A 24,516-nucleotide genomic window follows, 5' to 3' on the forward strand; every position below is an offset into this window, starting at 1 on the left:
GGACCGGAATCGTTCCGTCCGGTGGGCATACTGGAGGGGCCGATTCGATCAGGGGAGAACCGTTATGACTGAAGTCCGCAAATCCGCCACCCAGACCGCCGCCCGCAAGCGAGCCCGAGAAAAAGCGGCCGCGTTCCGCGAAAAGCAAGACAAACTCGAACAGCTCGCCGTCGACTACTTCGTCGCGACCGACGGCCTCGAGACCATCCAGGAAGAAATCGAGAAGGAGCTTGCTGCTGTGCGGGCCCGCGGTGACAAACGCCTTGCCGCGTCTCGGGCTGAAGCCGACCGGGTGATTGCAGACATGCTCGACCTAGGCGTGCCCCGCAATGAGGTTGCCGACCGGCTCGGTATTCCCACCCGCGATGTCAAGAAAACCTCCACCACACGGAAGACTGCCGCGTCATCGACCACTCTGGCGCCGTCGTCAGACAGTGCCAAGGTGATGGCTAGCGAGCACGACGAGGTACGCAGCCCCGCGTAACCGTTAGGTGAGTTTGGCTGGCGCGGAGTCAGAACAGTCGTGGGTGAGTGATCTCGACCCCGAGAAGCGCGGCGCTGATGAGCTCAGGTTGCCAACCGTGGTCGAGAATGACAGCGCGGAGATCGAGGGAGCGTTGCACGCGCACTTGGCGGGGGAGTTCCCCCAGCCGGAGCGTGTGCCGGTTCCGGTAGCGGCCACGCTGCGCACGATCGAGCATGTTCTCCCGATGCGTTCCCGGAGCCACATGTGACACGTCCAGGTCGGCCGATGCGTGGACGCAAATTGGAATGTCGCACGAGTGCAAAAGAAGCGTCGACGTAGGAAGCGGTTCGCCGGTGGCGAGTTCGTACGCGTACCTCTGTGGGCGCACCGCCTGCTGACCCGCCTCACGCCGAACCCAGAACCGGCCATAGCCGTCGTCCGAGATCGCCCCCGTCCAAAGCCAGCAGTCATCCGCCGCTGGTCCTCTCACCACGTGAGACCAAAACCGATCACCCTCGCTTCTAGCCGTCACGGTCGATCCCATCGACGCACACGCCGGATAGCCTCAATCACTTCTTGGTGCTTCCACAGGCACCTCGAACTCACTATCTCTTATGATCGTCGCGGCGTAGATCTGCAAGCCTGCCACTGGATCCGTCATCTGAGTTGGCCCGTACACCGCTACTGACTCCCCGGGCTCGAGGGCATCAAATGATGCGGACGATGCATAGTTACTTGGCGGCCCTAGGTGCTGGCTCGCTTCAAAAGACGAGGCCATGCTGACGGTCCGATTTGTCTGAGATTCTCGACCAAATATCTGGATCCGATCAAGCCTTGGCCCTACGTTGCGGACAATGATTTTGTTCTCGGTGCTTGCATCCCGGCTCGCAGTCAGCCAGATGGTTGGGTCTTCTTCGGGGCGAGCACGAAGGGCAATCGCAAGGCTGCTGGCCGCATACCCTTCAACGGGCGTGAATCGGCGCTTGGCACTAGCCATCTCACGACCGCGGGGCGATCCGTTGTACTCCTTTAGGAAGTCGTAGCGAACCCCGGTGTCCTCACCGCTGTTGCTCACTGCCCAGTGCGGCTCGAGAACCACAAGACTCCGGCCATCGTCGGAGAGCATCCAGTTTCGAATGAGTTGGTTGATGTGGGCATCGCTAAACGAATACCCGACTACGACTAGATTGTCGTTCCGGTTCAAAGCTTCCTCGGCAGCGCGCATCAGCGATAGCGTTGGCCCGTCGGTCGAGAGTTTCTCCCGATCACCAACGACGATCCATGGAAGCTCGTCACCTGTTACGTCCACAACGCGAATTTCTGGGGCGAGAGTTGATGACCGTCTCGACTGTTGACCCACCCGGCCATTTGAAGTCTCGGGTTGGGTTGTCCAGGTCAAGGATCCGTGAAGTTTGTAAAGGTTCACGACCGAGTCTCGGCGATCAAACCGGAGGGGCACACCAGGTCGATAACGATCGATTCCTGTATCAACGTCAACTCCGACCGATGCACATGCCATTTCGACAGTCGTGTCGTAGTTCAAGGTCACAACATCGACGCCTCTCTGCTCCCTCGACAAGTCGGCGATAGAAGCCAAGTAAGACACGTCTTCCGGAGAGCCAAGGTTCCGCTTAATGCCCTTTAGGATCTCGGTCTCGACCTGCAGGAACACGTCTGGCGAGCCGCTCGTGACGTCGCGCGCGATGTCAGCTATTACGTCGTGTAAGCGTTGATCAGAGAAAGGTTTTCCGACGAGAATGTCCGAAACCGAGTCCTTCAGCCGCCGGTTCCCGGTGCCGCGCCTAGCCTGAGGCCCAAATCCCAAGGCGCCCTGCTTCCATGTGCCCACAAACGGCGCGGCCTCATGAGTTTCACGGTTTTGAAGAAGCCTCACAGCGCTGACAAGTCGTTCGATGTTGACAGCCGAAAGCGGATTTTGCCCCGAATCGGCGACATAGCCGACCATGGATCCGTAAACGAAATTTAGGGCTTGAACCCAGGGCGCGCCCGGCTCCGTTCCGCTGTTTCGAGACCAGCTACGACCGAGATTGCTTTCGTTACTCTGCCGAACAATACGTTCAGCAAGGGCGCTAGTGAGAGGAAGCCCAGCGTCAGCTGACGAGCCGGCGCCGAGGATCACAGCAGTAGATCGCGAGGACATAAGAATCACAATGCCAACGGATCGGATTGCCCCGTCAAGCCACGCCGCCGCACATGCAAGCTTGCTTCAATCACTTGACATTGAAATACGCGTATGCTACGATTAAAAAAATTAAACAAGTGTGCGAAGCATGTGGTCGGTTCGAATCCGACCCTGGTTGAGAACGGTTAGTGCCGCTTCTTGGCTAGCTAGGGGCATTATCTTCGTTGTCTCCATCTGCGCAGCAATCACCACCATCCACGCCCTCGGGCTAGCAGAAGAAGGGAGGTCTGTTATGGAAGCTATCTCTAATTGGATTTGCCAAAACGTAGCCGAATTTATTTCAGACATCATTAAGGACATCGTTGCTACTCAGACTGCTTCAGCTTTGAAATAAATCCGCGCGCGCCTCAAGGACGAGGGGCGCGCTCCGACTAAAACTCCGGACAACAACGACGACACACGGCCGCAACGTCGCTGACCAAATAACTAAAGACCGCCGATAATCTATGTTATGTCAAGTTCTGGATATCGTCGCCCATTTGCCTGAGGTGAAGCTTGTCGGCGCTGCCGAATCAGGAAGGTCTCTCCAATCGGCGTGCCCTCAGAATCCAGAACGATCGGGGTGTGGGTTCGCGGTCAGCCTCCGGCCAGACAGCCCTTTATTAGCGTTTGCCTCTTCAATCGCATCGGAATGCAGTGGGTGCGCACCCGTCTGGACCGATACTGATTCCCGACCGCTGAAGCCTCCTGCGTTTAGCAGCGCTGCACCGCTAAGGAAGTCGCTCGAATGATTCGTAGTGAGAGCCACCAGGCTCCGATCCACCTCAACCGGCCTGCTGTCGTTCAATGGCTCAGCGGGACGCAATTCAGGGACGCCCCTCTCGTTGAGAACCTTGAATTCAGTGTCGCTTACACAGAACAACCGTTCGCCCCCGGGGACCGTGAGCTACGCCAGGATCTCTGGCCAGGTATGGCCGGCCCCTCGTGGCTTGGTGGGCCAGCGGCCGGCATCACCCTCGACGAGTGGCCACGAAGAACTGACGGCACTCCCCTCGCGCACGTCGCCACCTTCCATCTACAAGCCGCAGACCAACTGGACCTCCCGGAGCAGGCCGACTGGCCCATCCTGAAAGACGGCCTACCGACCGAGGGCGTCCTCCAGATATTCCACGACCTCACCCTCACCTACGGATACGACCCCGAAGACGCACTATCGGGCGGATGGCTCGTTCAGTGGCTGCCGGACCCAAGCCTCGACTACCTGACCGACGGACCCGACAACCTTGATCTTCCATCCTCCGTCTGTCAGGTCATTGACCCCCTAGCGACGTTCTCGATCCCAGCATCAAGCGACGTGATGGGGGCCACCGACAGGGCATTCGCGGCAGCGGAGCAGGCCAACGAGGAGTTTCAGCGGGCCTGGTCTTTCCAGCGAACGCAGGATCCTCAGGCGATCCCACTGCCCGTCACTCATCTGTACGGCCACAGCCAAGCTGGTGACCAACTCCCCCTGCACGAGATCCTGCCTCGGTGCCTCCCACTCGAGATACCTGGGGATGAGTACCGCCTGATCGCAGACATTGAAAGCTGGACGACGCTCGAGGGATGGTTTGGGGACGCCTCACCCCTCGAGGTGTGGATGAGAAAAAACGACCTCGAAGCTCGCGCCTTTGATCGCGCCTGGTGCATCGTCCGCACTGACTAAGAAAAGGCCCGCTTCGCATGCTCAGCTACCTGAAACGACCAGCTTGAGGTGTGCCAGGGACTAACCCCCGTGCCCGAACGTCCACGGGCGGCCGGGTACCGCCCGGTCGGGGGCACCCGAGAATAAACGGCGTTCCGGAGAAACAGGACACGCTTGAGCAGCTCTCGGGTAATTCTTTCGTCGTTCCTGCAGGGCGGAGGCAGTTGCTGTGGAATACCGCGCTCTCCCCCATCGTCGACGCTCTGACTTAGGAGGCGACTGAGGTTCGGGCGGTGTCTTTTTCGAGCTGCTGCACCCGGGCGCGAGAGATACCGAACGCGGCCGCGGCCGCCTCGTACGTGTACGACTCGTTGCGGGCGAGGCGGACGGCTTCTCGTCGGAGCTGCGCGGAACGCTGCTGCGCCTGCCGAGACTCTTCTTCGGCTTGGGCGGCGTCCTCCCAAAGCTTTTGGGCTTGCTCGGAGGCGTGAACGGTCACGTGCACGTCGACGCCGGTCTCGGGCACGTCAAGGTAGAGGGCGGCGACCTCCACGGCGACGTCGTGAATCTCGTTGTAGCGGCGGGCCTGGCCCACGGTGTCGAGTTCGGGAATCTGGATAAACCACCATTTGCCGTCTCGGCGGGCGGTCGCTTCTAGGCGGCGTACATCAGTCATCGGTGGCTCCTATCGCCAGTTGGTCGGGTTGCTCGGTAGTTTCTTGATCAGCTGCCCGACGACTCCTGCGGACACTTCCCCATAGGCGGGAATGATCTCTTTCACGCTTTCATCCGGGAGGCCCCACATTTCGTGACTGCCCTTTCCCTGCCGCAGGAAAACCCATCCTTGGGTCTTCAAGAACTTCACCACGTCTCGGTACTTCTGCGGTTTCGGCACAAGACTAGTATAGCCCCCCTAGTCGCTGCAATACAAGTGGGGCTAGTCTCTTTATTGCCAGTAGTTGTTGGGCCTCAATGGCTCGACTGTTTCGACCAGGGGTTGACGTTGGGGATGATGCCGCGGTGCCCTTTCCAGCAGGCACAGTTACGGTGATCGAACGCGGCCCGGTAGAGCCGGTCGGCTTCACGGTCGAGCTGGGCGACTTCGGGGTCTCGGGTGAAGTACCCGGCCATGAATCCGGCTTCGTAGATGTGCCGTTCATGCTCGGTGAGCTCCCACGGGTTGATCCCCTCGGCGGGGTCTTCGTGCTCTGAGGGGGCGTCCGCGTCAGTGGGTGGCGGGGGTGTTTCCTCTTCCGCCCATGAGGTCGAGTCCATCATTCACGCTCCCACGGTCTCGTCTTCGCCCGCTCCCCCAGCAGCTACCCGGTTGATCTGGTCGGGGCGGAATCCTCCCCAGTGGTCGTGCTCGGACACGACGACGACGGGGGCGGTGAGGTAGCCCAGCTCCTTGACGTATTCGAGAGCGGCGTCGCTCTCGGTCACGTCGATCACCTGGTACGTGAGGCCCTTCGCATCCAGCGCCCGGTAGGACATTTTGCACTGCATACAGTTCGGCTTTGAGTAAACGGTAATCACGACCCAACCCCCTCGGTTGTCTTTCGTTGTACTAATAGATTAGTCCCCCTAGTATCTTAAGCGCGAGGGGGGCTAGGCATTTAGTTAATTGGTTTCTGTAGTGAGCTGGCTTTGACCGCATCGGCATTGAGTGAGTTCCGCGGACGCCTCTGCTGCTCCCGGCTCGTCACTGACGTATCCGACTCCGACCGGGGAAGGACCGCCACACGATTTGCAGACATACCCGACAGCATCACCCTCGTAGTGCAGATCGCCCTCCTCGTCTTCGACTGCGTGAGCGGCGACCCATCGGTCTGCGGCGTGGCCTGATCCAATGGTGCGGAGCATCCCGGCGAGGGCTTCGACCTCTGTGCACGTAAGCCGTGGCCCGACGTGATTCATGAGTAGCCCGTCGTTGAACGTGTCTCCGAAAGCCTGTGCAGTGTCGGTGTCGATGGTGGTCGGTTCTTGCTCCTCATCCTCTCCACGTTTTTTTGCCGTGAAGGCGATGAAATCGCCGGCAGGAGGGGAGGGTGTAATGCAACCCGAAGGGCAGCAGGGGAGAGAAGTTGGGCGCGAAATAAGGGAGCTTGCGACCGCGTGCCGAAGTTGTCGGAGGAGCTGGCGGCTTGCCGCTTGCGCGGAGCCCGGACCTCCGTATGCTGCCGAAGGCTTCACGGTAAAAACACGAGGCCCCGGCAGGGGCCGACACAGCGCCGGCGCTCCGTCACCGGCTCCATTACGCCGCAGCGCGGCGCAGGAGCGCGAGGGCTGAACCTCGCCCCGCCCGGTCACGGGCGGGGCCGGCCATTCACCCCTGGGGAACGTGGCGGGTCAGCTCGGCGGCGCTCCGTCGCTGGCTCCTGGGTGCGAGAATCACCGCATGAGTACACGTGACGCACTATGGCAAGTTGGTGGCGCGCTCGTGTCGCTTATCTGCGGCCTGATCATCATTCTTATTGGCAGTCTCATAGGCTGGGTTCTCGTTGCGATCGGCCTCATGAGTGCAGGAATGGTCATCTACCAACTGCGGAAGACTCGGCCGCCATTGGACTAATTACTCAGGCTGGGTGCACACGGGTTAGGCGTCGTCTTCGTCGTCCGTGGCCTCGTCCTCGGGGGTGAGGATTCCGGCGACCTGGTGCGCGGTGCGGAGCACCCGCGAGGCGGTCGACTTGATGAGGTCGGTATCCCCGTCGGCCCACCCGGCGATATAGCCGACCGAGTAGGCGGCGGTGTCGAACCCGACGAGCCCGGCGACGACGTAGGCGACGCTCTCGGCCTCGGTCTCCATGAGCCCGCGGTGGCTTGCGTATTCCTCCATGTCCTCGGTGTGGTCAAGAAGAATGTGGGCGGTCTCGTGAATGAGGGTTTTCGCCGCGTGCTCAGGGGTGAGGTCGGAATCGACAACGACAGTCAGCTCTTCGGGGAGCGTGTAGCCGTTTTTCTGCCCCTGGATGGCGCGACGCTCGACCGTCCACCCCTCGCCTTCGAGGTAGGTGCTGAGGGCGTCCACGATGCCGTGGTCGTCGGCGCCGGTGAGCTGAGCCGTGATGGTGCCGGGGTCACCCGCCTCGGGGTCGATCAATTCCGTCTGTCCGATATCGAACACGGAGAGGATGGGGAACCGGGCGATCTTCTTCTCTACCTCGTCGCCGTTCTCGTCTTCCTCGGTCACCTTCTTGGTCGAGTACCCGAAAATGCGGATGCCCTTTTCCCCTTTCCGAACCTGACGGTTCAACCCCTGCCACTTGCGGAAACCAGCGACGCGGGACGCCTCAGGGCTCTGGGAGAGGATCAGCAACACGTTGTTGAGGGAGTAGGCGTGGAACGCCTGCGCGAAGGTCAGAAACGCGGTCCAGCGGTCGGACTCACGCAGCTGCTCGACCTGCGTCGCGATCGACGCGTGGAGGGCCTCGGCCTGGGCCTTCTTCTCCTCGATGCTCTTGGCAGGCTTGCGGGTGGCGGTCTTCTTGGTGCGGGTGGCGGTGGCGGTGGCGGTGGTCATGGTCTTGGCTCCTTGGTCTGGATCGGTGAGGATGAGAGGCGGGAGGGGGCAATTAGGTGTTGTCCCCTCCCACCTGGTGTCACTCGCTGTCGTCGCGGGTGAGGGTGTCCACGAACGTCACGCGCTCTTGACCGGTCACCGTCTGGGTGTTGTGAAGTGAGTACCCGGCCCGACCGTGGGCGGCTAGGTCCTGTTCCCGCTGCGCCAACTGAGTTCCGCGCATGGGGCCGTCGTCGTCTCCGGTCGGAACCGTCGTGGTGACTGTGGTGATTTTCTGCATGTGCTCTTCCTCTCCCTCTCGTTCTTTTTGCCGTGAAGGCACGAAGTGTCGAGCTGGACGGGCGGGGGTTGTGCAACCCGCAGGGCGGTGGAGGAGAGAAGTTCGGCCCGAAATAAGGGAGCTTGCGACCGCGGCCGCACTTGTCGGGGGAACCGGTGGCGAAGCCACTTGAACGGCCCACGAACGGACATACGATGCCGCAGGCTTCACGGCAATAAGAACTAGGCCCGAAGGGCCTCACAGGGCAGCTCCGCTGCTCCATCCGGGAGCGCAGCGACCTGCCGGCTTGCCGGCATGCTTCTCAAAGACCCGCCTCGAGTGCGGTCCCGGGCAGAGCGAAGCCCCCGACGAGCCCGGGGGCTACGAGTCGGGGGCTACATGCCGCCGCATGAGGGGGGTCACTGGCGGCGCCCTACCGCCCTGGGGGGAGAACGGTGACGTGGACAGTACACGGGACGTGAATGGTCAGTACGGGGCGATAGAGGTCAGGACGTGGCCCTCAGGGAGTGTCGCGCGGGCCTGCGCGATCGCGTCGACCGGCGTCGCCGCTTGAATCTCCATGACGGCCGCGTCGGCGGTGGCGTCGCCCTTGGGGCGGTGTCGAACGAACCAGGTCACGAGGTCGACGCTACCCGCGCTCATGCCGGCCACTCGTCAGGCTCGGGGTGCAGGGAGCTACTGAGGGCTGACAGTTCGCCCTCGTGCTGGATCATCCACGCGACAGCGCTGTTCAGGCTGTCCGTGCGGCGTAGCCACGGGCGGCCACCGGCATCATCGCGGCCGTAGGCATAGCAGTGATAGACCACGACGCCGTGCTCGGTGCGGCTGAGGACGTAGCCGAGCGGTGCGTCGCGGACGCGGCGCACCTGCCACACCCCGAACGTGCCGGGTGCCGGCGGGACGGCGAGAGGGTGGGAGGGAGTCGGCCGGCGCAGAATCTTGGCGGCGGCTTCTCCTGATCCCTGAACACCCACGACGGGAGCGTAAGAGGCACCCCCGACACTGACTAATAACTAAGGCTCGCCGGTACTGTCTCGGTCAACCCGATAGGAGAACATCATGACCGAAGCCGACACAACTCCCAGCCCCGAAAAAACCCCGACACCATGGAGCCCGGAGACAGATCCAGACGGTCTCACCTTTGAGGATGTGGAGCCGAAAGACTGGTACCTCGACGTCCTGCTCGACATGGCCCTTGGGCGTAAGGACGATCGCGCAGAGGGATCCTTAGTCTCACTGTGACCTCTAACGGCGCAATCGTTTCTGGCCTTGCGATCAGCCGCACGGAGTGGCTGGCTACCGTGCTTGACCAGTACGAACAGAACATCACCGGCGGCAACGGTTCGGGCGGCCTGAGGGAAGTGTTCGAGTTCGGCCATAAGGACAGCTTGGAGCGAGCCGATCGACGCGAAAAACTGGAGATCCCCGCGCTGGCTCGCGGTTTTCTGCACATGAAAAACGCCCGCATCGTTACTGGCACGAACTACCAGGAGGTAGGCCTGTGGCGAGGCGCACTGGCGGATATCACTGGATGGTCCCTCGGCTCGTTCAATCTGAAGGTGCCCGGCAGCGCCGGTTAATTAGCCGCCTAGATGTGGGGGCGTGACCGTCTCGATAGCCGATCGGCTATCGAGACGACCGGAGGTCCTGTCTTCCCCTAGAGCATCTCGTGCTTTGTTCCAAGGCACTCTTGGGGGTATTCGAGAAGCGGTTACCCGAGGCTGGGTGTGCGAGACCGTCGGACCTGCGGTTCGCCGCTCCGGCTTCGGTCGAGGGCGCTCAGCTCCCGGCCGCGTTGCGGACGAGACGCTCGGCGTACGAGGCGAACCACACGCCGGCGTCGGGCCCGCCGTTGCAGTTGCCGTCGCTGATGCCGGGGGTCTTGACCCAGAGCAGTGCGTCGAGCCCGGTGGTGCCGTCGGTGGCGTGCGGCTGTTGGCCGAGCCCTGCGCCGTCGGGGTTGCACCAGGTGCCCTTCCAGCCCTGGCCGTTGCGCGAGACGTCGATCACGTAGTGCGAGTCGCCGGTCAGTGCCGACACCTTCTCGGCGAAGGCGCGTTCGTCGTCGACCCCRTAGAAGCTGGCGACGTTGGTGAAGAAGCCGCGGGCGTCTTCGATGCCGGCCTTGTCGAGCCGCTCGGCGATCACGTCGGGCTGCACCCAGTTCGAGTTGCCGGCRTCGAGGTAGGCCGGGATCTTCGCGGCCTTCAACTGCTCGACGGTCTTCTTGATGAGGGGGAGYCGCCGGTCGGTCTCGTCGGGGCAGTTGCTCAGCATCGCGAGCGAGTCGGGCTCGATGAGCACGGCCGCACGGTGGCCCTCGAGGGTGTCGGCGATCGCCTGCGTCCAGATCGGGTACTCCTCGGCGCTCCAGCCGCCGGCSGAGTAGTCGCCGCAGTCGCGGTTCGGGATCGCGTAGAGCACGAACACCGGGGTGGTGCCCTCGGCYTCGGCCGCTYTCACGTTCGCGCTCACGACCTTCTTCACCTTCGCGACGCTGTACTGGTCGCCGAGCCACATCGCGACCGGCGTCTGCGCGATCTCGTCGGCGGCTGCTGCGGCACGATCGTTGCCCTTGTCGCGGAGGCTCTTCGCCGCGCGAGCCGCGAGGCTGTCTTTTTCGCGGTAGAGGCCGCCCTCGAAGATCATCGACGTGGGTTCGTTCTGGATCGTCACGGGGGCCTCTAAAGGGGCATCCGCGTGAGGCTCGGGAGAGAGTGTGAACGATGGGCCGGCAGTCGCAGACACTCCGGCGGCCACCCCCATCGCAATTGTTGCGACGGCACCGAGGTAGCGGTGCAAAAGCCGGGTGCGCTGAGTCACTAAACCCCTACTAGGCGGTCAGCAAGATGTGGGCGGCGCTCCTCAAGCACTGAGACGTATGAACACCTGCCAGGCATGGCGCCTCATCAAGGACCGTCAACAAGGCTCGTTCGTAGCGGTCACGGACGACGTCAAGGGTCTCCTTGCCTCGATCGGTGAGGTAGATGATGATGCTGCGGCGGTCGCGGACGTTGGGCTTCCGGAAGACATAGCCGGCGTTCATGAGACGGTCGACCATCGCCGTGATCGCGCCCGTAGTGAGCCCCGTCTCTTCGGACAGCGCCTTCGGGGTCAACAGGAGGCTGTCGCCAACTGCCATCAGGGCCGTGAGCTCGATCTGGCTGAAGCCGAGGTCCTTGGAGATCTGCCGGTAGAGGCGCCGATGGGCTCGATCCATTTCGTGGAACGCGGCAGCGAGACGGACAGTGGGGGCGTCGCCACACAGGTCATCATCGGTGTGGGGAAGGGGGAGGGCAGTCAGAACACTCACAGTCAGCTTTCCTTTCAAGGGGCGTACCAAGACTGTAAATTGGAATGATCTTCTTGAAAAGTGAATAATATGCCCCATTTGTGGGGGTTTGTTTATCTAAAGAGATGTTTGACACTAGAGGGACTACGCCAAGGGGCTCTCTCTCCTTGGCGGACATCCCCCCTTTTTGCCCGTTTTTCTTGTCGACCCAGGAGTCGTTGTGTCTCGTTCTTTGTCCCGGCCTAAGCGTGTACGTTTGGCCCCTCTTGCTCTGGCTACTGGCGTGTTGGGCGCGGTGCTGCTGTCGGCGTCGATGACGGGAACCCTGTCTGGTTTTGCTGCGTCGATTACGAACAGCCAGAACACGGCGGCGACCGGTTCGCTCGTGATGCAGGAGCAGAGCTCGGGGACGACTCCGGTGACGTGCCTCAGCACGGATGGTGGAACGATCTCGACGAACACGGCCACGTGTTCGACGATCAACAAGTTCGGTGGATCGACGACGATGATCCCCGGGCAGACGGTGACCAGCACCGTGACGATCAAGAACACCGGCACTGTGGCGGCGAACACGTTCACGTTGACCCCGGGCACCAGCTGCACGCAGTCGAACAACGGCGCCGCGAATGGGTCGGCAACTGACCTGTGCGCGAAGCTGAATGTGGTCATCACGAACACCACCGCCGGCACCACCGTCTACTCGGGTACTGCTACCGCTCTGGCCGGTTCGAGCGCCATTACCCTCCCGGCGGCAGCGGCCGGCGCGAGCACCGGCTTCACGTTCGCGGTGACGCTTGCCTCCACGGCCGGTAACACCTACCAGGGGCTGCAGGCATCGCTCCCGCTCACCTGGGCTTACGCCAGCTAGACCCTTACTCACCAAATTTGGGGTCGTGCCTGACCATCAGGCACGACCCTCCTGGTTTTCCCATGACCTCTCTTCTTGATCGCCCACACGGCCCCCAGCAGGCCCCCGCACCCGGGCCAATGTCGCGAGCTCCCCAGCGGCACCGCGGGCAACGCCGAAGGCTCCCGGTCATCACGCTGACGGCACTGCTTGTCCTCGTGGCAGTTCTTGCCGGGGTAGTAGCCCTGTGGACGTCCGGAGTGCGCTGGTTCGTTGTGGAGACACCCTCCATGGCAACCACCGCCCCCGTTGGGACCCTTGTCATCGCCCACCCCGTGACGCCTAGCGCTCTTCAGGTGGGTCAGGTCATTTCGTTTCACCCGCCGACGGTGAAAACGGAAACCTACACACACCGCATCACCGCCATCAGCGACAAAGGCCTCATTACGACCAAGGGCGACCTGAACGGTGCCACGGACCCGTGGCGACTGTCGCCTAGCGACGTCATCGGGGAAGTAGGCATCATCGTGCCGGGTCTTGGATGGCTGCTCCGCGCGACCCCGTATCTACTGGCCGGTTTCTTGCTGACCTGGGCGGTGTCGACCAGGTTCCGGTCCCCGCCAAGGCGAAGCGCCGCCCGAGTTGTCGGTGTCGCCACGACCGTGTCGGTGACCGCGTCAATTCTTCGCCCGTGGTGCCAGGCAGTCGTTGTCACCGCCTCCACCACACCATCTTTCACCCACGCCTCGGTCGTGTCGACCGGGATCCTGCCCATCAAGGTCACCTTGGGGAATGCTTCCAGTGACCGGTTGACGGCCGGAACCCTGACCAACCTTTCTGCCGCAACCCCCACCCATGGGTCCGGGTACCAGCTCGCCACAGCCCTCGACCTGCCCTGGTGGGGATGGGGGATCGTTGCCGTGTTCTGCTCCCTCCCACTCCTCTGGACCGTCCTTGTCGGGCTGCCACAACCCGCCCCGGAAGAGGGCGACGAATGAGCAGAACGGATCCGCGGCCGCGCAGGTCGACTGCCCTCGTTGCTGCCGTTGTTGCCGTCGCTGCGGTGGTCACCGCCGTCATCCCTGGAACCTCGTCAGGGTTTGTGTCCCGGATCACCAACGGCGCCAATACGGCCGCGACCGCCCCCTATTTCACCTGCACTGCCGCTGCCGCCGCCGACAAGTCCACTGCGGTCTTCCAATATGCGCTCCGGGAAACGTCCGGATCCCTGTTCGTCACCGACAGTTCCGGCGCCGGGAACACGGGCATTTATCGGGGCACGATGCGCACCAACACCACGGCCCCGATGGCGTGCCCCCGAGACACCGGGAGCGCGTACGTCCTGAACGGCACCTCGAGCTACGTTTCCACTAACACCAGGATCACCAACCCCACCGTCTTCTCCGAAGAGGCCTGGTTCAAAACCACCGTCGCCGGGGGAAAGATCATCGGCTTCGGCTCTTCCCAAACCGGGTCGTCGACCCAGAACGACCGGCACGTGTACGTGTCCACGACCGGGCAGATCGTGTTCGGTGCCTACAACGGCGCCACCCAGGTGATCACGAGCCCCGACACGTACACGGACGGGGACTGGCACCATGTCGCAGCGACCATGTCGCCGGCCACCGGGATGCGGCTCTACCTCGACGGGGACCTCGTCGCCTCGAATGTTTCGTACACGGCGGGGGAGAATTACGCCGGCTACGTGCGCATCGGGTACGACAACACCGCCAACTGGCCGGGGAGCGGCACCCAGTTCTTCTTTAGCGGGTCCCTGCGCTTCGCCGCTTTTTACACCAGTGTCCTCACCCCAGCGCAAGTCCTGAACCATTACGCCGCCGGTCAGTAAGCGGCGACCTACCAACCATTCCGTTCTTGCCGACTACTGATTATCCCGAGGGCGGTTACGCTCTCGCGGCCAGGGTGTCAGCTACTCTCTTCCGCGAGCGAGGCAGGAGCCGCGGACAGTGAAGACCGGCAAGTCTCGTTCACGGAATTTGCTGATGGGTGTACCTGAGTAGGTGTCGGTAGGTCCAGGCATTTCGCTGCGCGAGGAGTCACGGCGACAGCGCATGCATCAGCCGTTCATGCTGGGCACGCGCGGGTAGCCGAGACGGCTGGATCGGGTCATGTCAGGGTTGATTCACCGACATGCAATGGGACATGGACTGGACGCGTCCGGAGTTTGATCAGGAGCTCTCCCTATTGCGGCGATGGCCAACCACGTGCGGTCAGCGCCGTCTCAAGAGAGGCCGCTTACTGACGGGGTCTTGAACGACGTCTTTGTTTCCGGGCGAGGACATTGGGACTCCGCGAACGATGCCCTTCATGGCGAGGCAGGGCTGGCGCACGAGTTTGGTGAATGCATGGAAGTCTCCTGCTGCTGCCCGATAGACGGACTGGTCGTCCGTCGGCCGAATTTCCGCAAGCACGGGATCCCGCCGGCCGTGTCGCGCGGGTGCCATTGGGAGCTCGCGGCCGGGATGCGTGTTAGACGGCGCTCGTGGGGCGCATGGACCAGGTCAGTAGGAATGGCCCAAATTTTGGCGCCCGGGGACTCTCGGGAAGGACTAAAGGGTTAGTTGCTGTGCCGGTCGCATATTCGCTATGACAACGCTCCAGGGGTGCTGACTTCGATCTCGTTGTGGAGTCGTGTGAGCGCTGCTGGCGGAGGCCACTCGGGCAACAGCATGTTGCCGTCCTCGATCAGCTCACCACGACGTCGGAAGGCAGGCTGAAGGTTCCGTCGTGCGGTGGTCGATCTTGCTCGACGCAAGAATCGGAGACCCGTTCGTCCGGGACGGCGGGTGCCGAAGAGGCGGGAGACGATGAGGAACGCAACCCCGGTGACGACGAACAGGATCCCGGCTACTAAGAGAATGAAGGGGAACCCTTCGTTTCCGGGTTCAATCTCTGGAGCGATGCGTTTGGTGTTCTCGGCCGAGCTGAGATGAGCGGCGATGCCGACGATGGCATGGAGAAACCCGCTGATCTCCTTCTTGGTGAGAGTCGCAATCCCTGAGGCCGCAAACCAGGTGATGAGCGTGCAGATGCTGGCAAGGACGACGCCGAGCACGAGGAATGTCGGCCGTTCGGACGGTTGTCGAGAGCGAGGGTGCTTCTTCATGGTGGGCGCTGTCTTGTCGAGGGCTAAGTAGTCGGCGAAGAGGAGGTTCGCTGTACAGGCAAGCGCCCCGCAGGGGACCTGCGGGGCGCTTGTCTGTGAGGGTTTACTTCTTGGTGACGCTGATGACGGCCGTGGCCTTGACGGCGCCGTGCTTGGAGCCGGTAACCGTGAGGGTGTACTTCGCGGTCTTCAGCTTTGCGTTCAGCTTGATCGTCTTGGTCGCACTACCGGCGGCAGTGGCCTTGGCCGTGCCGTAGGACGTGGCGCCGAGCTTGATCGTGACAGTCTCGCTAACTTCGAGACCCTTGACCGTGACCTTGACGTTGCTGCCTGCCTTGAACTTTCCGGCGGGCACCGACACGGTCATCTTCGCGGCCGCGATCGTCGTCGTGTATGTCTTCGACGCGGAACCGAAAGCGTTGACAACGGTGATGGTGTACGTCGACGAGCCCGAGGCGGTCGGGGTGCCGGTGATGGCACCCGTGACGGTGTTGAGCTTCAGGCCTGCGGGGAGCGCGCCCGCCGACATCGTGTAGCGCAGGGTTCCTTCACCGGTTGCGGCGACCTTGGCCGAGTACGCCTTTCCTACCGTCCCACCGGCGAGGGTGCCGGTGGTGATGGCCGGGGGAGTGTGAATGGTTGCGCTGAAGGCCTGGAGGTCCGATCCGTAGGCGCTGGACACGCGCACAACGAAGAGGGACTTGCCTGACGTGGTCGGGGTGCCGGAAATGATTCCGGTGGCCGGGTCAAGAGTCAAACCGCTCGGAAGGTCACCCGAGTAGACGCTGTAGTTCAGGGTGCCGCTGCCGGATGCTTCCAGCTGAGCGGTGAGGTTCTGTCCTACCGTTCCGTCGTTGAACGCGGTGCCCGTGAATTTCGGCACGGCGCGCGTGACAAGGGTGTACTGCTTCGAGTCGGAACCCTGAGCGTTGGTGGCCGTGACCGTGAAGATGCTCGAGGTCGCGTCCGTAGCCGTTCCGGAGATCACACCAGTGTTTGCGTCCAGCGCGAGGCCGTCCGGAAGGGCACCAGAGGTGACAGCGTAAGTCACCTCTCCTGAGCCTGCGGCAGCAACAGGCTGCACGTAGGCCGAGCCAACAACGGCGTCTTGGACGGTCGTCGTCGAAATCGACGGTGCGTTCACCACACTGATCTTGTATGCCTTGGACTGCGATCCAGCTGAGTTGCTAACGGAAACACCGAAGGTAAAGCTGCCGGAATCGGTGGCCTTGCCGGAGATGATGCCGGTCTCAGGGTCGAGAACGAGCCCTGCAGGCAGGGCGCCAGCACTGATGGCGTAGCTAAGCGGTCCCGAACCAGTCGCGGACACGGTTGCGTTGTAGTCCCCACCGAGGCCGGCGTCACCAAGGTTGGTGGTCGAGATGCTCGGCAGGGTGAGTGCGGCGAGTGTGTAGGTTTTGCTGTCGGATCCGGAGGCGTTGGTGGCGGTGATGGTGAAGGTGGCGGTGTTTGCGGTGGTGGGGGTGCCGGAGATCGTGCCGGTGGTGCTGTCGAGGGACAGGCCGGTGGGGAGGGATCCGGACGAGACGGCGTAGGTGAGTGTTCCGGCGGCGGCCGTGCCTCCGACAACCTGGCCGTTGTAGGCCTGGCCGACGACGGGGGCGGGGAGCGAGGTGGTGCTGATGGCCGGGTTGGCGTTGTAGCGGAAGCTGGCCGCGGTGGTGGTGCTGACCGGCTTGTAGGAGGCTCCGCCGGTGGTCGCGACGACGTCGACAGTTCCACTGGAGTGGGCGGGTGAGACCGCGGACACGTGTGTCGCGTCGACACGGGCGATCGAGCCGGTGGCCGAGGTGCCACCGAACTTCACGGAGACCGTGGGCATGATCGATGCGCTGGCGACGAGTTCTCCGGCGGAGGTCGCGGTGCCGTCGCCGACGTTGCCGGCCGCGTCGTTGCCCCAACCGTAAACGGTGCCGTCGGTGGCGATGACGCTGGCGGTCTGCCAGCCGGCGTTGAGGGTCGAGATCGTTTTGCCTGCAAGGGCACCGGTCAAGGTCACGGCCGTGGGAACGGAGGACGAGGTGGTGGAGTTGTTGCCGAGCTGGCCGAAGCCGTCGTTGCCCCAGCCGTAGAGGTTGCCGTCCGTGGTGCGGACCATGGCGTAGTTGCCGCCGCCGACGAGCTGGGAGATCTTCTTGCCCGCGAGGACACCGGTTGCGGTGACAGCGACAGGGGTGGACTGGTTGTCCGTGCTGCCTGTTCCAAGGCGCCCGTCGCCACCAAAGCCCCAGGAGTAGGCGGTGCCGTCGCTGGCGAGAGCGTAAGACGCCGCGCCGCCGAGGGCGATCGACGTGATCGTCTTACCTGCCATTGGGGTGCCCGCGGTCGTGACGGCGACGGGCGTCGTTGAACCACCAGCGGTCCCGTTTCCGAGAACTCCAGCGTTCGAGAACGACTCGCCCCAGGTGTAGACGTTGCCGTTGCTGTCAAGAGCTGCGGCGTGGTTGTATCCGGCAACGATCTGGGTGATCGTTTTCCCGGCAAGGACGCCAGAGGTGGTCACGGCCACGGGGACGGACGAGTCCGCGGTTGAACCATTTCCGAGCTTGCCGGTGTTCTGGCCCCAGGCATAAATGGAACCGTCGCTGGCGAGAGCGATCATGAACTTCTCACCGGTAGAAACCTGAACGATTTTCTTGCCAGCGAGGACACCGCTGGTGGACACGGCGACCGGGCTTGAAGAGACGGTCGTCGATGTGGTGCCGTTACCCAGCTGTCCCGAGGCGTTGCTTCCCCAGGTGTAGACAGTGCCATCGCTGGCCAGGGCGACCGTGGCATCAGTGCTGGACGACACCTGCGTAATGGTTTTGCCGGCGAGGGCGCCGGTGGTGCTGACAGGGGTGGGGACCGCGGCGTTCGTGGTCGTGCCAATACCCAGCTGGCCCGAGGTGTTCAGGCCCCAGCCGTAAAGGGTCCCGTCCGTGGTGATGCCGAAAGTGGACTGACCTACTGCGCCGCCGAAAATGTTGGCAAACGACATGCCGTTGACGGCGACCTGCACGGTCGCGCCTCCACCAACACCGCCCTCCTGGACGGCTGCGGTCGCTGCGGACACACCCGTGAACATCAACCCGGCAATAACGGCCGCCGTGATCGCGATTTGGCCCGGCTTACGGCAAGACCGAAGGCCAGCACGGAAGGCGCTGCCCTTGGGAAGTACTTCGTTGTTCATGATTCTCCTGAATGAGCCGAGAGTGTGGGAGTGCCGCACCAGCAGGGACAGCTCTCGGGAGGCTGAATAAGCGGGTGGACCCTTTGGGGGACCAGGCACTGCCTCCCAGTAAGCCAGTTTTGCGCACAGAAAGGGGCATTTCACCAACATTGACGTCTTTTGGGGGTTAATTACTTACCCCGCTTGCAATCCTCGACCGCTCGTGTCAGGGCACCGCCTGCACGGCTGAGCTGCAGCTTCGGACTGTCTGTACGAGGGACGCGAGTGCCTAGAGGCTACGAAAGCGGGTCGGCGAAAACTCTCTGCCCTGCGTGAAGGGATCAGCCCGTCTGCAGCCAAGCTCTATGGGTCAAAGTGTTGTGAAGACACCGGGTTCAGAGTTGTCGCGCAAGTTGTCCGCCTGTCGCTTGTGATGTACTGAGGCTCGGGTGGGCCGCGCTAACCAATCCCGTTCAATGCGGGCACGTCGGATTTGACCGTCTCTGGTTGAGGCGCAGCTCGCTACTTGAGTTGGGGGTTTCGCACCTTTGAGGTCTTCGACCTTTCTTCAAAAGCCGGCGGGGTCAATCGAGTCGGTCGCCGCTACTGGCTCGGCGCCGGAGTCGGCTCGGGCTGGCTGGTCGAGTTCAGAGTGATTTTGAGAACAGCTCCATTGGTGGGGCTAAGGGAGACGACAGCCACAGTGAAACCGTTGCCGTAATTGCGGAAAGATTCCCCAGCGTCCAGGTGGGTATCTCGAGTGTGGGCATCTCTCGTGCCGTAGGTACCCGCGGCGAGGACAGCGGTTGCGTTCTGGGTGCCGCCACCGGCGGGGGTGAAGGCACGAAGAACACGGACGGCGCCTGTTTTGGCGAAGCTGGTCCAGGAGCACTTGCTGTACCCGGACCCCGTGTCTACGCAGGTGCTCTGGTGGCCGTTGAATTCGGCGCTGCCGGCGTCGGCACCCGCCCGGGTGCGGTACTCCACGTAGTAATAAGTCTTGCTGATCGGGTCCAGGATGCGGACGGCTTGACCGGATGTCGTGCTGCCGAGGGCGTGCACGGTGACGGTGCTGGTCGTCCCGGGTGTGGACACGGTGGTGAAGTCCCTCATGTAGCCCGAGAGGATCCGTTGGACACTGGAGAGATGCGGGCGGGCATTCGACATGGTGTAGCCCATGATGTCGAGGAAGTCGCCATACGCTTCGACGGGGCAGGTGGCGGTGGGTGAGTCGTCTGGGTAGGCGTAGTTGCTGAGAGTGCTGTCGAAGTCGGTGGTGCTGTGGCACATCCCCGAGCCGGCGTGGAGGAATCCGAGGTTGTGGCCGAACTCGTGGAGAAGGACTGGAACACCCAGGGAGGCGCTCATGCCGTTGCCGCTGAAGATCTCGCCGCCGTCGGCACCGACCGTGCCGAACGCTTGCGCTCCGCATTTCTCCCGGCTGAGAACAACCAGGTGCTTGTTCTTGCCAACCCACTTGTACTTGGCGAACGCCCCCTTGAACGCAACCGTGGATGCGGACGCCAGGACGGTGTTGGTGTTGCAGGTGGACTTTTTCAAGGAGATTCGTTCGATTCCGCCGAGAACGATGTTGACTCGGTGGCCTGATTCCCGCCACCAGTAGTCGTGCATGGCGGCAACCCCAGCCTTAATGGCTGCAGCGCTGAGAGGCTTCGACTGGTCGTCGGACGTTTTGCTGGTCACCGCAGCCACGCTGACCCACACCGCATGCTTCACCACAGTCGAGGCAGCCGCCTCGCTTCGAGCAGTTCCGAGCGATTTCATGCCGGAAGATCGCGGCGACACCAAGTGGCTTTTCGGCACGATGATCTCGTCGTGGGAGAGGTCCGGCGCTGAGAACGATGACGTGCTGGGAATGGTTGTTGGCCCCGGTGTGGCAGCTGTTGCGACGGGCGAGGAAAGGAAAGCCCCGGCAAGAAGGGCAATGCCAGCGGTTGCGGACGCAGTGACGCGGATAAGGCGACGGGACGACATAAGAGCTCCTACTCCCGGGAACCCGGTAAGCGTGATCAAGGGGAGCGCAAGAAGGTCACGCTGCAAATACCCTTCATGAGTAAAACAAGGTAATTCGCGGACATAAACCCCCACTTCGGGACTGTGGGAAGTGGTTGTGTAGAGCCGTGCCGGGCGCCGGCGGTGGCTTAAGCCTCGAGGTCGATCAGTCGGAGGCAGGGCCGAGTAGCCGGGGTGCGCACCTTCCGCGAGCCGAAGAAGACCCTTGGAAAGCGACGCATGCCTTAAAGGGCGGGAATCAAGGAGCTGTTGCGCACGGCTGAGTCCGATGCCGGCTGATGGCGGTCGCTGCTGCGGCGACACCTCTTGAGTAAAGCTGCTGCGGCACCTTGACCCCAGGGGATAGGGCCAAGGTGCGTGCAGGAGCTGCCGCCGCCTGAATCAGTTAGGCGGAAGCGGCATCGCGCATCGAGTAACCAGCTCGACTGAGGACAACCCTAATCACACTTCGCGGCAAAAGCACCTATTTGTTCATAGATGTCTAACCGTCCCACTGGTTAACCGTCTAGCGACCTGGAACCTCCGCGGGTGCTCACAAATGGTGACTCCGCCTTGTCTAAAACCGGTTGCATCCCCATGCATTAGCGGATTTTGGTGGTGTGTCAAGTCCCGATTTGAATGTGACAGAACCACATGTATGGGGTACAACGGGTGTACCCGTTCTACCCGAGACGGGTAAATGCCTGGAGGTTCAAAGTGGTTTTCGCGACTCGTTCCATCCCGACAATCGATTCAGACGAGTGGCGCGAGGAGGTTTTGGACCTCGTGGCGGAGTTATTTCCGGCGACTATTCTTCGAGCCTTGGTTGATTCGGCTGCAGCGTTGCAGCTCGAAATTTCCTCAACGCCGATCGAATCTACGAGCGAACTGGCGATCAACGCTGATCGCTTGATGCGGACAACCCACGCTCGAGCGCGGCTTATTCAGCTGCTTACAGGATTTCAAGATCCCGACGGGGAAGCGGCTCTAAATTTGGCCCTGGTGAGTGCAGAGGCCCGAGAGAGAAATGCTGCTGGAGCCACTTCAGCCGCTGCCTGAATTACTTGACATAATAAATATTATCGGCGTTTAGGCGTCAAGGTTCGTCATGCCACATGGACATTGAGTCCCAGGTAGGCGCTGGAAAGGCTCCAGAACACGAGGATTGCAGCATAGACAAGGCCTAGGTGCCCGAAAATTCGGCAACCGATTCTCCAATTGTCGAGGCGTCGAACGCGCTTCTCGAATCGGAGGAGAGCGTGAATGTCCTGCTCCTGAAGTTCCTCCAGCACGGCGGTCATGACTGCAGGGTTATGGCGGGCCACTGCATAGAGCGGGTGCTCCTGGACTGCGTCGGGGCGGATTGAAGGTGACGTGGCGCGTTTGGCGAGAACGAACAGTACGTCGCTGGTGGCGAGGAGAGATGCGGCGCTGATGGTGACGAGCATGGCTACTCGGAACCAGGGGTAGCTCATAGAAAGCACGGTGAGATCGACCACGGTTTTGAGCGCTCCCTCTGACTGCCCTAAGCGGTTCGAGAGCGCTTGGGCAACAGGTTCTCGAGCGCACAGACGGTCGAGCGCATGGTTATTTTGGCACGAATGGGGTAATTCATGCACAATTGTGCATTGCGGTCGGGGGTTGTGGGCCGCGACTTCCAGGAGCCCACGTGTCGAGCGAATTACCCAACATCCGTTATTCGGACTTTTTCCTGACGCCCTCAAACGAGGTGGGTCGAGACATGAGTCACCATCTTGTGCGAATCATCGAGCTCGGCTTTCATGTGTGCATCGAGAGCGTTGCTTCAGATCTTGAGGTCAGTCGCACAGCGGCCCGCATCCTTCTCCACCTCATCCATGCACCACCGTCGACCCTGAGCCACCTGAGGCGCGTCCTTCCGTTCTCTGAGAACACATTGGCGCTAACCATCGACCGTCTACTCAGCCGTGGTCTGGTCGAGAAGTTCCCGGCGCCGCTCGATGGGCGCATGTTGCTCATTCAGGCGACGGACTCTTGTCGAGATGCAGTGCAGCTGCACGACCTGCTTGCAAGGGCTCTGGAGGTCGAGCTCGGCGGCCACGATGTGGCATTGGCTCGCAAGTTCCTGGGGAGCTTGACCCGTACGTTGCATCGAGCGGGGTCCGACTAATCGGCCGCGGGCCGGCCCGGGTCAGGGAGCTTGGTCCGGAGTGGGTGTGGTCTCGTTGTGCGAGATAGACGAGAGGGCGACAAAATCCTTGACTTCGTCGCGAAGAATGATCCACTTCGTTCCAATGCGGTACGCGGGGATCTCCCCCGTCTGGAGATAGTCGTAAGCGGTTTTCTGGGACACGCCAAGAACGGTGGCGAGGTTGCTAACGGAGAGATGAGTGGAAAACGGTGCAAAAAGTTGATCGAGGTGATCGCTCATTACGCCTCCTAGATACTTGTGGCGAGACCGGGGTACGGGTTCTGCCTAAAACTGCGGCTAACCCCAACGGGGGTCAAAAAAAGGGGCAATAAATTCCCCAAACGAAATTTCTCTGTGCTTAGATATCCCTGTGCCTGTTTGTGGTCGAATTACTGTGATTTACCAACCGGTGCGGCTGATCACAAGTCGGTCTTCGACTGCTAGCTAGCACTTGAGCTTCCGCAGTGATCCGGTGGGCCTATGGGAAGGCCGCTGCTAAGTCCTGCGGAAGGGCCACGCATGAGTGGCTCAAGCCACACGGGTTCGGGCCCGGATGGTGGGCCCGCGGGAATGGTGAAACTATCGGGTAGCCCTGTTCCCGCGGGCCGTTCTAGGTGGGAGAAGCGAGTCCGTATTGACCTACAGGATCCTCACCCACCTTCCACTTCGACGCGAACCCAATATCGGTTGGGTTCAAACTTCCCCATTTTCACCCCAGTTGCCACGAATGACAATTCTCTCGGATGGATTTCCCTGTGTTTGACGAATCAAAATCCGTCTCGGCGAGCTCGGCGCCCCTCGGCTGGTACAGCGACTACGTTGCCCTAGTTGCCAAAAAGCCCGCAACCATTTTGCAGGCCGTGTTCGAGATGACGTGCAGCCTGCAACACAATCTTGGAGCAATGTCTCCAAACGAAGACGGTTTTCACGATTCTGTTTCTGAACTATTCGCCGCTTCGGCAGCTCTTAGGGGCCTTATCGACGCCTTCGAAGCGGATCCACGCCTAAACATTGGCATATCGGGCTACGAAGAGGGCTTAAAACGCGCCCAGGAAATTCAGGGACGGTTGTCCTAAATACGCAGGAAAGAAAGGCACGAAAACGCTGTGGGCGATTTCGTGCCTTTCTGACGTGGATCACTAGTGATCCACCTCGTGTTGTCTCCCACACATCGAGTCATCCTATGACCCGAAGGCCAGGAAAAACCCTGTCAGTGGGCGAATTACCCCATTTTGGGGGTGGAAGGGTCGGAGTACCCAAATGCCCCCAAAACGGAGGGTTTTACTGCAAACGACTTTGAATGTGGACGAAGTTCTGACTAAATAAGTGAGTCGCCTGGTCCCCCAAAGGGTCCACCCGCTTATTCAGCCTCCCGAGAGCTGTCCCTGCTGGTGCGGCACTCCCACACTCTCGGCTCATTCAGGAGAATCATGAACAACGAAGTACTTCCCAAGGGCAGCGCCTTCCGTGCTGGCCTTCGGTCTTGCCGTAAGCCGGGCCAAATCGCGATCACGGCGGCCGTTATTGCCGGGTTGATGTTCACGGGTGTGTCCGCAGCGACCGCAGCCGTCCAGGAGGGCGGTGTTGGTGGAGGCGCGACCGTGCAGGTCGCCGTCAACGGCATGTCGTTTGCCAACATTTTCGGCGGCGCAGTAGGTCAGTCCACTTTCGGCATCACCACGGACGGGACCCTTTACGGCTGGGGCCTGAACACCTCGGGCCAGCTGGGTATTGGCACGACCACGAACGCCGCGGTCCCCACCCCTGTCAGCACCACCGGCGCCCTCGCCGGCAAAACC

The 24,516-nt window shown here is 61.8% G+C and carries 27 protein-coding genes; 11 read left to right on the forward strand and 16 right to left on the reverse strand.

The window, feature by feature from the left end; genetic code table 11:
- Positions 1–64: 64 nt before the first annotated feature.
- Both VH571_RS15195 and VH571_RS15200 read left to right on the forward strand, forming a co-directional pair.
- A complete protein-coding gene (locus tag VH571_RS15195; protein WP_423265255.1) occupies positions 65–484 on the forward strand; it encodes a hypothetical protein in 420 nt (139 codons plus the stop codon).
- A 43-nt stretch (positions 485–527) separates the two neighbouring features.
- On the forward strand, positions 528–734 hold the full coding sequence (locus tag VH571_RS15200) for a hypothetical protein (RefSeq protein WP_423265256.1): 207 nt from the start codon (positions 528–530) through the stop codon (positions 732–734).
- Positions 735–1,031: 297 nt separating this feature from the next.
- Here the strand turns inward: VH571_RS15200 and VH571_RS15205 are convergent, their stop codons facing one another.
- Positions 1,032–2,432, reverse strand: coding sequence for an SIR2 family protein (locus VH571_RS15205; protein WP_423265257.1), 1,401 nt, complete (start codon positions 2,430–2,432; stop codon positions 1,032–1,034).
- 1,147 nt (positions 2,433–3,579) lie between these two features.
- On the opposite strand from VH571_RS15205, the gene VH571_RS15210 reads away from it, so the two are divergent.
- Positions 3,580–4,314 (forward strand): DUF1963 domain-containing protein, encoded by a 735-nt coding sequence (locus VH571_RS15210; RefSeq protein ID WP_423265258.1) that lies wholly within the window; start codon positions 3,580–3,582, stop codon positions 4,312–4,314.
- 247 nt (positions 4,315–4,561) lie between these two features.
- On the opposite strand, the gene VH571_RS15215 is transcribed toward VH571_RS15210, so the two are convergent.
- The 8 genes from VH571_RS15215 to VH571_RS15250 form a co-directional block, all read right to left on the reverse strand.
- A complete protein-coding gene (locus tag VH571_RS15215) occupies positions 4,562–4,969 on the reverse strand; it encodes a sigma factor-like helix-turn-helix DNA-binding protein (protein ID WP_423265259.1) in 408 nt (135 codons plus the stop codon).
- A gap of 9 nt (positions 4,970–4,978) precedes the next feature.
- Positions 4,979–5,188 carry a type II toxin-antitoxin system HicA family toxin gene (locus VH571_RS15220; protein WP_423265260.1) on the reverse strand — a complete coding sequence of 70 codons (210 nt, stop codon included), beginning with the start codon at positions 5,186–5,188 and terminating at the stop codon, positions 4,979–4,981.
- 74 nt (positions 5,189–5,262) lie between these two features.
- Entirely contained in the window at positions 5,263–5,571 is a 309-nt protein-coding gene (locus tag VH571_RS15225; RefSeq protein ID WP_423265261.1) for a hypothetical protein, read from the reverse strand.
- Positions 5,572–5,865, reverse strand: coding sequence for a glutaredoxin-like protein NrdH (nrdH, locus tag VH571_RS15230; protein ID WP_423265281.1), 294 nt, complete (start codon positions 5,863–5,865; stop codon positions 5,572–5,574).
- Between the two features lie 1,024 nt (positions 5,866–6,889).
- Positions 6,890–7,816, reverse strand: coding sequence for an ArdC-like ssDNA-binding domain-containing protein (locus tag VH571_RS15235; protein WP_423265262.1), 927 nt, complete (start codon positions 7,814–7,816; stop codon positions 6,890–6,892).
- Positions 7,817–7,895: 79 nt separating this feature from the next.
- Positions 7,896–8,096: a hypothetical protein gene (locus VH571_RS15240; RefSeq protein ID WP_423265263.1), complete on the reverse strand. Its 201-nt coding sequence runs from the start codon at positions 8,094–8,096 to the stop codon at positions 7,896–7,898.
- Positions 8,097–8,561: 465 nt separating this feature from the next.
- On the reverse strand, positions 8,562–8,738 hold the full coding sequence (locus VH571_RS15245; protein ID WP_423265264.1) for a hypothetical protein: 177 nt from the start codon (positions 8,736–8,738) through the stop codon (positions 8,562–8,564).
- Positions 8,735–9,070, reverse strand: coding sequence for a hypothetical protein (locus tag VH571_RS15250; RefSeq protein WP_423265265.1), 336 nt, complete (start codon positions 9,068–9,070; stop codon positions 8,735–8,737). Before VH571_RS15250 ends, VH571_RS15245 begins: the two co-directional genes overlap by 4 nt.
- Before the next feature lie 85 nt (positions 9,071–9,155).
- Between VH571_RS15250 and VH571_RS15255 the strand changes: the two genes are divergently transcribed.
- Complete coding sequence (locus VH571_RS15255; RefSeq protein WP_423265266.1) at positions 9,156–9,338, forward strand: hypothetical protein; 183 nt, start codon at positions 9,156–9,158, stop codon at positions 9,336–9,338.
- Complete coding sequence (locus tag VH571_RS15260) at positions 9,335–9,676, forward strand: hypothetical protein (protein ID WP_423265267.1); 342 nt, start codon at positions 9,335–9,337, stop codon at positions 9,674–9,676. The genes VH571_RS15255 and VH571_RS15260 overlap by 4 nt, the downstream gene beginning before the upstream one ends.
- A 199-nt stretch (positions 9,677–9,875) precedes the next feature.
- On the opposite strand, the gene VH571_RS15265 is transcribed toward VH571_RS15260, so the two are convergent.
- Together VH571_RS15265 and VH571_RS15270 are read right to left on the reverse strand one after the other, a co-directional pair.
- A complete protein-coding gene (locus VH571_RS15265; RefSeq protein ID WP_423265268.1) occupies positions 9,876–10,772 on the reverse strand; it encodes a glycoside hydrolase family 6 protein in 897 nt (298 codons plus the stop codon).
- A gap of 157 nt (positions 10,773–10,929) precedes the next feature.
- Complete coding sequence (locus VH571_RS15270; protein ID WP_423265269.1) at positions 10,930–11,409, reverse strand: MarR family winged helix-turn-helix transcriptional regulator; 480 nt, start codon at positions 11,407–11,409, stop codon at positions 10,930–10,932.
- A gap of 235 nt (positions 11,410–11,644) precedes the next feature.
- Here VH571_RS15270 and VH571_RS15275 point away from each other — a divergent pair, with 235 nt between their 5' ends.
- The 3 genes from VH571_RS15275 to VH571_RS15285 all read left to right on the forward strand — a co-directional run bounded on the left by VH571_RS15275 (position 11,645) and on the right by VH571_RS15285 (position 14,084).
- Complete coding sequence (locus tag VH571_RS15275) at positions 11,645–12,256, forward strand: hypothetical protein (RefSeq protein ID WP_423265270.1); 612 nt, start codon at positions 11,645–11,647, stop codon at positions 12,254–12,256.
- A gap of 119 nt (positions 12,257–12,375) precedes the next feature.
- Positions 12,376–13,233, forward strand: coding sequence for a S26 family signal peptidase (locus VH571_RS15280; RefSeq protein WP_423265282.1), 858 nt, complete (start codon positions 12,376–12,378; stop codon positions 13,231–13,233).
- Positions 13,230–14,084 (forward strand): LamG domain-containing protein, encoded by an 855-nt coding sequence (locus VH571_RS15285; RefSeq protein ID WP_423265271.1) that lies wholly within the window; start codon positions 13,230–13,232, stop codon positions 14,082–14,084. The genes VH571_RS15280 and VH571_RS15285 overlap by 4 nt, the downstream gene beginning before the upstream one ends.
- A 756-nt stretch (positions 14,085–14,840) precedes the next feature.
- Here VH571_RS15285 and VH571_RS15290 read toward each other — a convergent pair.
- The 4 genes from VH571_RS15290 to VH571_RS15305 all read right to left on the reverse strand — a co-directional run bounded on the left by VH571_RS15290 (position 14,841) and on the right by VH571_RS15305 (position 21,995).
- Positions 14,841–15,362, reverse strand: a complete 522-nt coding sequence (locus VH571_RS15290; RefSeq protein ID WP_423265272.1) for a hypothetical protein — start codon at positions 15,360–15,362, stop codon at positions 14,841–14,843.
- Between the two features lie 103 nt (positions 15,363–15,465).
- On the reverse strand, positions 15,466–18,555 hold the full coding sequence (locus tag VH571_RS15295) for a putative Ig domain-containing protein (protein ID WP_423265273.1): 3,090 nt from the start codon (positions 18,553–18,555) through the stop codon (positions 15,466–15,468).
- 582 nt (positions 18,556–19,137) lie between these two features.
- The gene (locus VH571_RS15300; protein ID WP_423265274.1) at positions 19,138–20,529 is read right to left on the reverse strand and encodes a hypothetical protein; all 1,392 of its coding nucleotides are present in this window, start codon (positions 20,527–20,529) and stop codon (positions 19,138–19,140) included.
- A 1,124-nt stretch (positions 20,530–21,653) separates the two neighbouring features.
- Positions 21,654–21,995, reverse strand: a complete 342-nt coding sequence (locus VH571_RS15305; protein ID WP_423265275.1) for a hypothetical protein — start codon at positions 21,993–21,995, stop codon at positions 21,654–21,656.
- 308 nt (positions 21,996–22,303) lie between these two features.
- On the opposite strand from VH571_RS15305, the gene VH571_RS15310 reads away from it, so the two are divergent.
- Positions 22,304–22,696 carry a MarR family transcriptional regulator gene (locus tag VH571_RS15310; protein WP_423265276.1) on the forward strand — a complete coding sequence of 131 codons (393 nt, stop codon included), beginning with the start codon at positions 22,304–22,306 and terminating at the stop codon, positions 22,694–22,696.
- 21 nt (positions 22,697–22,717) lie between these two features.
- Here VH571_RS15310 and VH571_RS15315 read toward each other — a convergent pair whose 3' ends face one another.
- Positions 22,718–22,957, reverse strand: coding sequence for a helix-turn-helix domain-containing protein (locus VH571_RS15315; protein ID WP_423265277.1), 240 nt, complete (start codon positions 22,955–22,957; stop codon positions 22,718–22,720).
- Positions 22,958–23,472: 515 nt separating this feature from the next.
- On the opposite strand from VH571_RS15315, the gene VH571_RS15320 reads away from it, so the two are divergent.
- Positions 23,473–23,793, forward strand: a complete 321-nt coding sequence (locus tag VH571_RS15320; RefSeq protein WP_423265278.1) for a hypothetical protein — start codon at positions 23,473–23,475, stop codon at positions 23,791–23,793.
- A gap of 354 nt (positions 23,794–24,147) precedes the next feature.
- Positions 24,148–24,516: hypothetical protein (locus VH571_RS15325; RefSeq protein ID WP_423265279.1), on the forward strand; the 369-nt coding region annotated here is incomplete at its 3' end.

The sequence above is a fragment of the Frondihabitans sp. 4ASC-45 genome (assembly GCF_049472575.1).
In the GTDB taxonomy this organism is placed as follows: domain Bacteria; phylum Actinomycetota; class Actinomycetes; order Actinomycetales; family Microbacteriaceae; genus Frondihabitans.